Annotated in this window: 11 protein-coding genes; 7 read left to right on the top strand and 4 right to left on the bottom strand. The window is 58.9% G+C overall.

The annotated features are described in order from the left end of the window. The first annotated feature begins 23 nt into the window (after positions 1 to 23). The 7 genes from trmB to HMPREF2847_RS02990 all read left to right on the top strand — a co-directional run bounded on the left by trmB (position 24) and on the right by HMPREF2847_RS02990 (position 6,576). Complete coding sequence (gene trmB, locus HMPREF2847_RS02960) at positions 24 to 872, top strand: tRNA (guanosine(46)-N7)-methyltransferase TrmB (protein WP_246821916.1); 849 nt, start codon at positions 24 to 26, stop codon at positions 870 to 872. Between the two features lie 4 nt (positions 873 to 876). Further along, on the top strand, positions 877 to 1,560 hold the full coding sequence (locus HMPREF2847_RS02965) for an NYN domain-containing protein (protein WP_070432088.1): 684 nt from the start codon (positions 877 to 879) through the stop codon (positions 1,558 to 1,560). A 47-nt stretch (positions 1,561 to 1,607) separates the two neighbouring features. Continuing rightward, positions 1,608 to 2,651 carry a lysylphosphatidylglycerol synthase transmembrane domain-containing protein gene (locus HMPREF2847_RS02970; RefSeq protein WP_222866939.1) on the top strand — a complete coding sequence of 348 codons (1,044 nt, stop codon included), beginning with the start codon at positions 1,608 to 1,610 and terminating at the stop codon, positions 2,649 to 2,651. Between the two features lie 62 nt (positions 2,652 to 2,713). After that, on the top strand, positions 2,714 to 3,085 hold the full coding sequence (locus HMPREF2847_RS02975; RefSeq protein ID WP_016421636.1) for a DUF3054 domain-containing protein: 372 nt from the start codon (positions 2,714 to 2,716) through the stop codon (positions 3,083 to 3,085). Positions 3,086 to 3,172: 87 nt separating this feature from the next. Further along, positions 3,173 to 4,699 carry a peptide MFS transporter gene (locus HMPREF2847_RS02980; RefSeq protein ID WP_048734263.1) on the top strand — a complete coding sequence of 509 codons (1,527 nt, stop codon included), beginning with the start codon at positions 3,173 to 3,175 and terminating at the stop codon, positions 4,697 to 4,699. A 228-nt stretch (positions 4,700 to 4,927) separates the two neighbouring features. Continuing rightward, positions 4,928 to 5,197, top strand: a complete 270-nt coding sequence (locus HMPREF2847_RS02985) for an ACT domain-containing protein (protein ID WP_016421638.1) — start codon at positions 4,928 to 4,930, stop codon at positions 5,195 to 5,197. Positions 5,198 to 5,211: 14 nt separating this feature from the next. Continuing rightward, positions 5,212 to 6,576, top strand: coding sequence for a PFL family protein (locus HMPREF2847_RS02990; RefSeq protein ID WP_069359737.1), 1,365 nt, complete (start codon positions 5,212 to 5,214; stop codon positions 6,574 to 6,576). A gap of 18 nt (positions 6,577 to 6,594) precedes the next feature. Here the strand turns inward: HMPREF2847_RS02990 and HMPREF2847_RS02995 are convergent, their stop codons facing one another. From HMPREF2847_RS02995 to HMPREF2847_RS03010, 4 genes are all read right to left on the bottom strand, one after another. Then, complete coding sequence (locus tag HMPREF2847_RS02995; protein ID WP_070549946.1) at positions 6,595 to 7,152, bottom strand: TM2 domain-containing protein; 558 nt, start codon at positions 7,150 to 7,152, stop codon at positions 6,595 to 6,597. 219 nt (positions 7,153 to 7,371) lie between these two features. Continuing rightward, positions 7,372 to 8,298, bottom strand: a complete 927-nt coding sequence (locus HMPREF2847_RS03000) for a cutinase family protein (protein WP_070851467.1) — start codon at positions 8,296 to 8,298, stop codon at positions 7,372 to 7,374. A gap of 5 nt (positions 8,299 to 8,303) precedes the next feature. Further along, on the bottom strand, positions 8,304 to 8,792 hold the full coding sequence (locus HMPREF2847_RS03005) for a DUF732 domain-containing protein (protein WP_049190969.1): 489 nt from the start codon (positions 8,790 to 8,792) through the stop codon (positions 8,304 to 8,306). A gap of 37 nt (positions 8,793 to 8,829) precedes the next feature. Then, positions 8,830 to 10,941 carry an alpha/beta hydrolase-fold protein gene (locus HMPREF2847_RS03010; RefSeq protein WP_070851468.1) on the bottom strand — a complete coding sequence of 704 codons (2,112 nt, stop codon included), beginning with the start codon at positions 10,939 to 10,941 and terminating at the stop codon, positions 8,830 to 8,832. Positions 10,942 to 11,347: the final 406 nt, after the last annotated feature.

The raw sequence follows: 11,347 nt of genomic DNA on the forward strand, positions 1-11,347 counted from the left end.
CGATGTCGTGGACAATAGGGAACGTGACTACTTCTGATTTTTCTGAAAATATCGAACAGCCTGCGGTTTCGCAGGAATCTGAACCATTGCCAACTCGCGGAGACGAGCAGACAGTACAGCCGCATGAGCGCCAGCCGAAGAAGGGCGAATTGCCTGCAGGTCGTCCGGAAAAGACCCAATTCGACGACGGTCTTGACTACCCGCGCATCGGCAATCTGTCCTTCCGCCGCGGCACTTTGACCCCCAACCAGGAAAAAATCTGGGAAGACAACTGGGACACTTACGGCAAGGTCCTCTCCGACGAAGTCATTGACGTGGAGGAATGGTTCGGCCGCAAGGGCCCGACCATCGTCGAGATTGGCTGCGGCACCGGCACGTCCACCGTGGCTATGGCTCCGCAAGAACCGGACCACAACATCATCGCAGTTGAGCTTTACCGCCCTGGCCTGGCGAAACTGCTCTCTGCCACCGTGCGCAATGAGGCGTCGAACATCCGCATGGTCCGCGGCGACGGCGTCGAGGTTTTGCAGCGCATGATCGAGCCGGAGTCGCTGGCCGGCGTGCGCCTGTTCTTCCCGGACCCGTGGCCGAAGGCACGCCATCACAAGCGCCGCATTGTGCAGTCCGGCACGTTGCGCCTGATCTCTTCGCGTCTGAAGCCCGGCGGCATTTTCCACGCCGCCACCGACCACGCGGACTACGCGGAGTGGATTGAGGAACTCCGCGAGGTCGAGCCGACGCTCGAGCCCATCGCCTGGCCGTGGCCGGAATCCCCCATGCTTCTCGACCGACCGACGACCAAGTTCGAAGCCCGCGGCCTGAACCTCGACCACGACATCCACGAGTTCATCTGGCGCAAGAAAGAGGCATAGGAACATGAGCACTACCCAGAACACCTCTGCCAGCTACAACACCACCGAAACGCACCCCACCGCACTGCTCGTATGGGACGCCCCGAACTTGGACATGGGGCTCGGCGCTATCCTTGGATCCCGCCCGACCGCCGCACACCGCCCGCGCTTCGACGCCGTGGGCAAATGGCTTATCGACGAAGCCGAGCGCGTATCCAACAAAATCGGTTCCGATGTCCTCCCCGAGGCCACGGTATTCACCAACGTCAACCCGGGCTCTGCGGAGATTGTCCGCCCCTGGGTCGAGGCCCTGCGCAATGTCGGTTTCGCGGTCTTCGCAAAGCCGAAGATCGAAGAGGACACCGACGTTGACCCCGACATGATTGCGCACATCCAACGGCGTTACGACGAGGGCGTGTTGCGCAGTGTCGTCGTTGCGTCCGCCGATGGCCAGAATTTCCAGGAACTGCTGGAAAAGCTCGCATCCGAGGGGATTCCGGTAACCGTCATCGGTTTTCACGAGCACGCTTCCTGGGCGCTGGCTTCCGATGCGATTCGCTTCGTTGACCTGGAGGAAATCAAGGGCGTCTTCCGCGAGCCGCTACCGCGTATCGACCTCGACCGCCTGCCAGATGGCGGTGCGTGGCTGCAGCCGTTCCGTCCGCTCACGTCGTTGCTCAAGGAGCGCGACGGTAAGAACGACGACTAGGGAGACCACCGCCGCGACGAACAGGAAGACGAACAGGCTTCTTTTTTATGTCACGACTTAAAAATGTCCTCAAAACCGGCAATTCGAGCTGGCTACGATCGATAATCCTCGTAGCCCTCGTGATTGCCGGTATCGTCCTGACGGTAAGAAACTGGGACAGTGTCGTCCAAGGGCTGCAAATCCTTGCGGATGTTGACGCTAAGTGGCTGTTCATCTCCATTTTTTCCGTGGCTTTTTCGCTCTACGCGATGGCGGAAGTGATGCGTCTGCTGTTGCGAGCTGGAGACGTCAAAGCAGCCACTCGCCGTAGCACCAATGCGTTAACCCTCGCATCCAACGCGTGGGCGGTCACCGTTCCCGGTGGTGCTGCATTTTCCACGGCGCTGCAGATTAAGCGCATGATGCAGTGGGGCGCATCCGCGGTCCTTGTCAGCTGGTTCGTGCTTTTTTCGGGTGCGTTGTCGTTTTTAGGTCTGGCATTTCTGGGGCTTGGCAGCCTCTTCTTCGTAGGACAGGGCGGCACGACCGCAGTGCTCATCGCTATGGCAATTGTGGTGTTACTAGCCACCATTTTGCTGTGGCGGATTTCGCAGAACCCAGCTTTCCTCAACAAGGCGGGTGCATGGTGTCTACGTGTCTTTAACAAGATTCGAAAGAAGCCCGCGGACACCGATGTCGACCGACTTGAAGAGTCCATCAAACAGCTGACCAGCGTGAAGTTGCCCGTGCAAACTTTAGCTCTTTCCTTCACCTGGTCCTTTATCAACTGGGTCGCGGAAATTGTCTGTCTCTACGCCGCCATCCGGGCCGTTGGTGTCGATGACATCTCCGCTACGAAGGTGCTGCTGGCCTTCGTAACCGGCAAGCTCGCGGGTTTCATCCAGGCCACACCGGGCGGCATCGGCACTGTCGAGGCCGCTTTGACTGCGGCTCTCATCGCAGGCGGCACCACCGGCGCCGAGGCTTTTGCAGCGGTGCTGGTCTACCGCATCGTTTCCTTCGTCCTGGTGGCAATTGTGGGCTGGATTATCTACGCCCTCGGCTTCGACCATAAGGATCAGTCCGAGCATCAGCCTGTCGCTGACCGCTAATGGCTTCCTCGCCGCTGGTCGCTAGTCACCCACCAATCTGAGGGGTCGCTAGACTAAGAAGCATGAACACACGCGTATCGACGTTCTTGATTGACATCCTCGCCATCTTTATTTTCGCCGTGTTAGCGCGCCTGGCTCACAACACTCCCGAGGATCCGTTTACTTTCATCAATATCCTCGATACCTGGTGGCCGTTCGCATTCGGTGTCCTCCTGGGCACCGCGCTGATTAAGAATGAGCCGAACCCGCGTGCAGTGAGTTCAGGCGCAATTGTGTGGCTCGGTACTGTCGTCGTCGGCCTCGCTGTGTGGGCCACCCGCAATTCGGCAGTCCCGCACTGGTCCTTCATTCTGGTCGCCTCAGTCATGAGCGCCTTGCTGCTGCTGGGCTGGCGAGCAGCGTCGAATGCGGTTGCTCGTAAGTCTCTGGACTAAGCCTTCGGCCCCGTTCCTAACCCTTCGGTTTAGTTCACTGACTAAATCTGGTTTTTAATTTTTGCGCCACGCCTCGATAATTGAAGAATGGACAAATCTTCTGACGAGGCTCTCGGCAATCAACCAACTGCTGAGACCCAACGAAATCATAAGCCCGCAGGGTCCAGCGAAGAACGCACGTTCATGGGCCAACCGTGGGGTCTCGCCAACCTCTTCGGCATCGAAATGTGGGAGCGCTTCAGCTTCTACGGCATGCAGGCCATCCTGGCTTTCTACATGTACTACGAGACCACTCAGGGCGGTCTCGGCCTGGACAAGGGTGCCGCTACCTCCATCGTCGGTGCTTACGGCGGTCTTGTCTACATGGCCGCACTCGTTGCTTCTCTGGTTGCCGACCGTATCCTTGGCTCGGAGCGGACACTGTTCTACTCCGCCATCCTGGTCATGATTGGCCACATCTCCTTGGCATTCATCCCCGGCGTGATTGGCCTGGCTATTGGCCTTGTCTCCATCGCGATTGGCTCCGGCGGCGTGAAGACCAACGCACAGGTCGTGCTGGGTCAGCTCTACGCCAAGGACGACCCGCGTCGTGATGCCGGCTTCTCCATCTTTTACATGGGCGTCAATATCGGCGCCCTGTTCGGCCCACTGCTCACCGGCTGGATTTGGGGCATGAAGGGCTTCCACTGGGGCTTCGGCCTTGCCGCTATCGGTATGGCTGCCGGCCTGGTTCAGTACATCCTGATGCGCAAGTCCACCATCGCCGAAGCTGGCCATGAGGTTCCGAACCCGCTGCCGAAGAAGCAGTACCCGGTATGGATTGGCATTGCAGTGATCATCACTGTTGTCTCGGTTACGCTGGTTTCCACCGGAATTGTTCCGGTCACTACTCTTTCCACTGTGGTCACAGTGATTGCACTGATCGCCGCTGTGGTGCTGTGGTGGCAGATGTACTCCTCGCCACTTACGACGAAATCGGAGAAGACTCGTCTGGTTGGCTTTATTCCGATGTTCGTCTCAGGCGTGCTGTTCTTCGGTATCTTCCAGCAGCAGTTCACGGTGCTGGCCATCTACTCAGATATCCGCCTCGACCGCGAGATCTTCGGTTGGGAAATGTCTCCAGCCTGGGTTAACTCGATCAACCCAATCTTCATCATCGCCTTCTCGATGGTCTTTGCAGCTGCCTGGTCCAAGCTTGGTGACCGTCAGTGGTCCACCCCAGTCAAGTTCGGCGTCGCCAACATCATCATCGGTATCTCGCTGTTCTTCTTCATTCCATTCTCCGGTGGCGGTGAGAACTCCACTCCGCTGTATGCGATTATCTGGATTCTCTTCCTGTTCACCATGGGTGAGCTCATGCTGAGCCCGGTCGGCAACGCCCTTGCTACCAAGGTCGCTCCCGCGGCATTCCCTTCGCGCATGATGGCCGTCTGGCTGATGGCAATCGCTATGGGTACTTCGCTGGCAGGCACCCTGGCCGGCTTCTACAACTACGAAGATGCCGCTGCTGAGAACACCTTCTTTATCACCCTGGGTATCGCCTCGGTTGTCCTGGGCCTGATTCTGCTCGCACTGCGCAAGTGGATTGTCAAGGAGTTCGTCGACGTCCGTTAGGGCTGTAGGGCTGGCTCGCGCTCTGGCACTGCCACGTCCACGCTCTCCCCTCCCCCCCACTTCACGACACCTATGTCACCTCATGCCACCTCCACAGCTGGCACAAGGTTCCACGGGTGTCGTGAAGTGTCTTAAGCAGTCCCTGAACATGCTTCGCCACAAACTTGCCACCAGCACAACCGTCATCCACAGATTTTCCCCGCCTCCCCACCGGCTAAAATTGAGGCCATGTTTGCCATCATTACCGTCACCGGCGAAGATCACACCGGCATCATCGCCGCCGTCACCACTGCTCTGGCGGAGCAGGACGTCAACATCGTCGATGTTTCCCAGACCCTCATGGATAAATGGTTCACCATGATCCTGCGGGTGGAGTTCAACGAGAAGGCCACCCCCATCAGCACGCTGCAGGGTTACATGGATTCCGTCGGCAAGCGGGAGGGGCTTGTCATTCGAATCCAGTCTGAGGCGCTGTTCAACGCCGTCAACGAGATTTAAAGGGCGCGACCAGGATGGATTTCAACTTCGCGCAATCTAAGTTCCTCGACACCATTGACATGATCGAGAAGTACCGTCTGGATATCCGGACGGTCACTATGGGAATTTCCCTGCTCGAGTGCTCTCGCTCTGAAATGGAAGCCACCGCACAGGCGGTGTATGACCGCGTAACCAGGCAGGCCGCTCGCCTCGTGGAGGTCTGCGAGGGTATCGAGGCGGAGCTGGGCATTCCGATTGTCAATAAGCGCATCTCCGTCACACCGGTTTCCCTCATCACGGCCGGTTGCGAAGGCGACCCCACCGTGGTTGCCAAGGCGCTCGACCGCGCCGCCCGCGATTCTGGCGTGAACTTCCTCGGCGGCTACTCGGCGCTCGTCGAAAAGGGTGCGACGACCAGCGAGAAGCGGCTCATCGACTCCATTCCCCACGCTCTGAGCGAGACCGAATTGGTGTGCAGCTCGGTCAACGTTGCGTCGTCACGCGCGGGCATCAACATGGATGCAGTGCGTCGCATGGGCGAGGTAGTAAAGGAAGCCGCGGCGCAAACCGCTGACCGCAGCTCGATTGCCTGCGCAAAGCTGGTGGTTTTCGCCAATGCGGTGGGCGACAATCCGTTCATGGCCGGCGCGTTCCACGGCGTCGGGGAGCCCGATTGTGTCGTGTCCGTCGGCGTTTCGGGTCCGGGGGTGGTCGATCGCGCGCTCGGCGATCTGCAGGGCGCCAGCTTCAACGAAGTCGCCGAGGAGATCAAGAAGGCGGCGTTCAAGATCACACGTACGGGTCAGCTGGTCGGCACGATGGCGTCGGAGCGCCTGGGCGTGCCTTTTGGCATCGTGGATCTCTCGCTCGCGCCGACCGCTGAGATGGGTGACTCCGTCGCTCACATCCTCGAGCACATGGGGTTGGAGCAGGTCGGTACGCACGGCACCACTGCCGCGCTCGCGCTGCTTAACGACGCCGTCAAGAAAGGCGGCCTGATGGCTTGTTCACGCGTCGGTGGACTGTCCGGGTCGTTCATCCCGGTCTCTGAGGACAAGGGCATGATTGATGCTGTCCGTGCGGGGTCGATCAGCATGGACAAGCTGGAGGCGATGACCTCTATTTGTTCGGTGGGCTTCGACATGATTGCAATTCCTGGTGACACGCCTGCGACCACGATTTCCGGCATGATTGCCGACGAAGCCGCCATCGGTGTGATGAACCACAAAACCACCGCCGCCCGCCTCATTCCGGTGCCGGGTACCAAGCCGGGCGATGAGGTGAACTTCGGTGGTCTGCTCGGATATGCGCCGGTCATTGATGTCAATGCCAAGGGCAATGCCGAGTTCATTGCCCGTGGCGGCTACATCCCCGCCCCGGTGCACGGGTTCAGGAACTAGCGGCTTCGGACGAGGCTCCTACGATTGCAGGCGGCGCCCATTAGCGTCATAGGCGTAGGAGCCACTACCGACGAGAATCAAAATGAACTCGATAAATGCCCAAATGCTGACGCCGATGATTAGGAAGAATCCGACCAGAAGGATAGCCGTAATCCAGCCGAATACCGTCAGTGCTAGTTGAATAGCACCACGCGAGTTGTGCCCCAGGTAGAAGTTGTGAACACCGAGGGTACCCAGGAAGAAGGCAAGCAGAGCCGCTGCAATCTTGGACTTATCCGAGACAGGAGCACCTGCGCCTCCGTAGCCCTGGTGCGGGTTTGGGCCACCGAAGCCAGCGGAATACGCCGGCGCCTGCTGGTTTGGGTAACCACTCTGATACGGGTTCGAGTACCCGTTGTGGAAATTGTGCTGGCTCGGGTCCTGGTATCCCTGCCCCATGTTCGGCTGCTGCGGTGGGTACGGATCCGAGTACGGCATACCGGAGCTGTAAGCACCCGAGCTGTCAGCGAACTTTCCCCGGGATCTCGGCATACCGTCTTCGTCGAAATCTCCATATGGGTTTGTCGGATTCGTCATTGCACCCTACCTTTTCGACTAGATTATCCGGTCATGAACAGCAGTTCCTTGGGCGATAATAACCGGTTCTGTCAGACTGCTTCCTGCAATTTTTGTCAATTTCTTTCGAAACTTTAGCGAACCTGTTGTTTTGAAACGTTAAACACCAGTTCTTGAGCAAGATTCTAACAGCAAGTACCCGTCGAGGTCGGGCTCGTCTCGCACATTTTTGAGCTGCCTCTACCGTCGCGCCAGCGATTGTTCAATCAGTTCGCGAGTCCAGCCCTCAGTCCAGGCCAGCGGAGTCGTACCCGGGATTGCTACGTCATTCGTGGCGTAGGTCGCATGCGCTCCTGCGCCGGCAATCATCTCCTGCGCTCGCGCAATCGCATCAGCCACTGCCGGAGGAACATCACAGAAGGAATCCGATGGCACGCAGACATTCTGGACCTTGTCATTAAGAGGCCCAAAGCCGTCTCGTGGACCGCGCATCGTTGCGCCCGGAACCACAGCCTGCACAATGCCGCCGAGGGGCTGCAATGACAGCTCGACACCCACACCAGCCAGCGGAACGCCCTGGTTCACGCCCTGATTAGGGTCACGCCGCGGGTCGCCCAACAGAGCCACGCCCGCGATGCGCTCGGCCGGAACGACACCGCGGCCATTGCCGATGTCAGAGGCCAAATCACCTGCAATAGCCGCACCCTGGGAGAAGCCCATCAGGACGAAGTCCGTCAGCGGGCACTGCCCGTGTAAGTCAGCCATTTCCTTAGCGGTGACATCGCGCCCGACTGCCTGCGAATCATCGTAGGTGAGTTGGTCGGGCAGCTGATGCGTCTTAATCTGTGCCGGGTACGGCGTAGTCCAGACCTTGACATCACCCTCCGAGTAGGACTGCGAAATCGAGTTTGTCAGGCCAAGCAGCAGCGAATGTGGGTTCGCGGCCGGGGCCATTGGGTCATCGTCAGCACGCGATTCCGCAGTTCCGGGCACCGCGATAACTTCTACCGCCGGGCACCACTCGGGCTGTTCGGCCAGAATCCCACCATCGTCGCCGGGGGTCGGTGGGGTTTGACCGCCTTGGTCGTCGTTAAGCCATTGCACTACGCCGAAGCCAATAGCGGCCACCAGCACAATGACCGCCAGAATTGTCAGCACTTTACGCATGAGTGCTAGCAATACGCCTTTTTAGCGGAGCTTGCAATAGTCTTCGCCACTTCTTCGGCACTTTCCTGTGAGCGCCCCTGTGCGACCAGCTGTCCGGCAATCGCCAGCGCGATGACCTGACGCTCCTCCTCCGGTGCGTCTGCGCATGCCGCGCGACCTGTGCCGATGAGCTGATCCTCCACCCCAGCAACATCAATTCCCGCTTTTTCCAGCGCTTCGAGGTATGAATCGTCCGCCTCACTGAGCTTCATCTGTCCATCGGGCGCTTCGTCCACGCGCTTAGCTTGGGGATCTGTGATCTCCGGCGCAGACTTTTCGCTCGACTTCGGCGCAGAAGTTTTCGTGCTTGACGACGTCGTGGAGGTCTTCGTAGTCGTCGACGAGGTGACCTCCGAAGACTCCACTGTGGAACTGCCACAGGCGGCCACCCCGAAGGTCAGCAGCGCAACAGCTGTGGTTGTAGCCAGTGTCCGGAAGGACTTGTTCATGGACATTTGTCTATCCCTTATTCAGTGCCCTGCTTTGGTTGGCTTACTTGTCATCACCGTTGTCGGCGGTTGGGGCCGGTGCTTCTGGCTTATTGCGCTCTTCAACAATCTTGCCGTTGAGCTGGCGAATCCAGCCACCCTCGAACTGCTGTTCAAGACCGCCGGCCTTGACTGGCTGCAGTGGGCCGACCGGGTAACCGAACGGGCCATTTTCGTAGCCAGTGCTGCCCCAGTGGTCAGTGATGTCGTTGGAGCGCACCGGTTGTGCGCCAGTTTCCGGAGTCCAGTAAATGGCACCGTGCTCAAAGCGCTGGAAAGCGCCGCGAGCGAGCTTGACCTCGTCGCCGTCGACAGGCAGACCCAAATCGGACTCGGCGCCACCGAGCTCCTTGTAGACACGGCCGATTTCACCACGCACGATGCGAGGTTCTTCGCCGCCAATCTTGACGATGGTGCCACCCTGGAAGTCTTGGGCGACACCGCCCGGAATATCGCGGTGGTTGGCGACTGGGTAGCCCAGCGGACCAGTCTCGAAGCCGGCCTTGCCCCAGACGTTCATAATGTCACCGGTGACTTCGTGGGCTCCGCCTTCCGGAGTCCAGTAAATCGAGCCCTTTTCAAAGTGGACGAATCGTCCCGAGCCATCCGGCGTAGCCAATTCGTTGGTCACTGGGTAGCCGAGCGGCGAGGACGGACCGCCGAGCTCGTTGTAACGCGAACCGATGCGCCCCCAGACCACATGTGCCCCGGAATCCGGGTGCCAGTAGGCGGTACCGCCGGTGAAGTCCTGAGCCACGCCATTCTTGGCGACGCCATACTCATCCGACAGGCAGGTGCCGATTCCTGGCAGCGATGCGACGGCCTTTTCAATCTCGCCGCCTACACGGCAGACCGCGCCACGATCGGACTCCGGCAACTGGAGTGCATCGGCCAGCGTTGGCCAGGCCTGACTGACCTCGAATTGCCAGTACGGCCAGGTGTGAGTACCCGAGCTCCGGAAGTTCACAACCGGCTCGACGCCCTTTTCACGAGCATTCCGGATGAAGGTCTCACTGGTCATGCGGGAAAGCACTTCCAATGCGTAACCGGTCGGATTGTCCGGCTTCGTCGGATCGATCTGCGACGGCACGTCCCACTCACCGGTGTTGCCGTTACCCGCCGAGATGTACAGCGACATGCCCTTGAGCTTGTCGATGTTCAGCTTCGGATCATTGTCCTTCCAACGCTGCGAACCGAGCGGGCCCCACATCTTCGTCGCGTCATAGCCACCGGTGTTCTTCATCGCCAGAGCGATTGCCTGCGGCATGCCCGGCGAAGTCATGTCCAGGTAACCTGAGAGGCTACCGGCAAACTTCCACAGCTCCGGCGAGTGTGCTGCGACGTTATAAGCACCGGTAGCTCCCATGGAGATACCGATGATGCCGCGTTCATCGTTGCCGCGGAAGCCGTTGGTGATAACCGGCACGAGCTCCTTAGTAATGAAGCTCTCCCACTTGTAGTTCTGACCGTTATCCGGCTGATCCCAGTCAGAGTAGAAGGACGATGTACCGCCGGCGGGCATAACCACCAGGACATTCTTGTCCTCGTAGAAGCGTTCGATATTGGTAGCGCGAATCCAACCGGAGTAGTCATCAAACGATGCCATACCGTCAAGGTGGTAGACGCTCGGGAATGTGCGCTCCTTGTCGCGGTACCAATCGCGCGGCAGCAAAATCTCAACCTGAATTGGCTTCTCCGGCATGGCAGCCGAGCGAATGTGCGCAATGACGTGGTGATCTGTGTACCACTCGACTTTGTCTACGCTGACTCCGCTGGGCAGGTTCGCCACTGCGGGAGTATCGACTTTAAATGGCGTACGCTCCGGCCCCGGCATCGGCTTCGGCATGCCCAGGCCAGGTAGCTGCGCACCAGCAGCTTGCGCTGCTTCAGCGGCCTTAGCAAGGTCTCCCAGGTCTCCAGATTGAGCTAACTGCCCCTGAACGGCCTGAAGTTCCTCGTAGCTGGGCAGACCTGGCTGAGCTGGCTCGGGAGCCGCCACTGCAGCAGGGGCACCGAGAGCGAGAGTCAACGGTAGTGCCAAAAGTGCGGTCAACGCCCGCGATGACTTCCGGCTGTTGCCGAGGCCACCACGGAGGAATCTAGCGGTTACGCGCATAAGAGGGCTTCCCTTTACAAAGTCGCTGGTTGAAATTATTTGAGACATTGAGTGTTGCACCGGCGCCGATTAGGCACCTGCAGATAGCATCACGCGGCGCTAGAGCTATGCGTTTACCGTTCCGCTTCTCAGAATTACGTGGTGACCAGCAACGTATCCGAAGGTTCCCCTCCTCCGGCGTGCCGCTGCAAGAAGAATCTCACACACGTTCTGCGAAACAAACGGTATAGCTACCTGAATAGCTTCACCCTTTACTTTAAGGTTCGACTCTCATGTTTACCCTCTTACGGGTAAAAACCGTGGAGACACACGCAAAAGGAACTGAATTCAAGCGTTGACAGCGCAACTCTTTGCGCCCCTCTAAGCCGTTACCCAGGGTTAAGTAAAGAAAAGTGTGTCCGCATGC

Source organism: Corynebacterium sp. HMSC074C03, from assembly GCF_001838285.1.
Taxonomy (GTDB): domain Bacteria; phylum Actinomycetota; class Actinomycetes; order Mycobacteriales; family Mycobacteriaceae; genus Corynebacterium; species Corynebacterium amycolatum.

What these genes read in the sequence shown, in the direction of transcription:
- HMPREF2847_RS03010 (WP_070851468.1), bottom strand. Translation starts at nt 10,941, where the DNA reads ATGCGCGTAACCGCTAGATTCCTCCGTGGTGGCCTCGGCAACAGCCGG.
- HMPREF2847_RS02975 (WP_016421636.1), top strand. Translation starts at nt 2,714, where the DNA reads ATGAACACACGCGTATCGACGTTCTTGATTGACATCCTCGCCATCTTT.
- HMPREF2847_RS02980 (WP_048734263.1), top strand. Translation starts at nt 3,173, where the DNA reads ATGGACAAATCTTCTGACGAGGCTCTCGGCAATCAACCAACTGCTGAG.
- HMPREF2847_RS02965 (WP_070432088.1), top strand. Translation starts at nt 877, where the DNA reads ATGAGCACTACCCAGAACACCTCTGCCAGCTACAACACCACCGAAACG.
- HMPREF2847_RS02995 (WP_070549946.1), bottom strand. Translation starts at nt 7,152, where the DNA reads ATGACGAATCCGACAAACCCATATGGAGATTTCGACGAAGACGGTATG.
- HMPREF2847_RS02970 (WP_222866939.1), top strand. Translation starts at nt 1,608, where the DNA reads ATGTCACGACTTAAAAATGTCCTCAAAACCGGCAATTCGAGCTGGCTA.
- HMPREF2847_RS03000 (WP_070851467.1), bottom strand. Translation starts at nt 8,298, where the DNA reads ATGCGTAAAGTGCTGACAATTCTGGCGGTCATTGTGCTGGTGGCCGCT.
- HMPREF2847_RS03005 (WP_049190969.1), bottom strand. Translation starts at nt 8,792, where the DNA reads ATGTCCATGAACAAGTCCTTCCGGACACTGGCTACAACCACAGCTGTT.
- HMPREF2847_RS02985 (WP_016421638.1), top strand. Translation starts at nt 4,928, where the DNA reads ATGTTTGCCATCATTACCGTCACCGGCGAAGATCACACCGGCATCATC.
- HMPREF2847_RS02990 (WP_069359737.1), top strand. Translation starts at nt 5,212, where the DNA reads ATGGATTTCAACTTCGCGCAATCTAAGTTCCTCGACACCATTGACATG.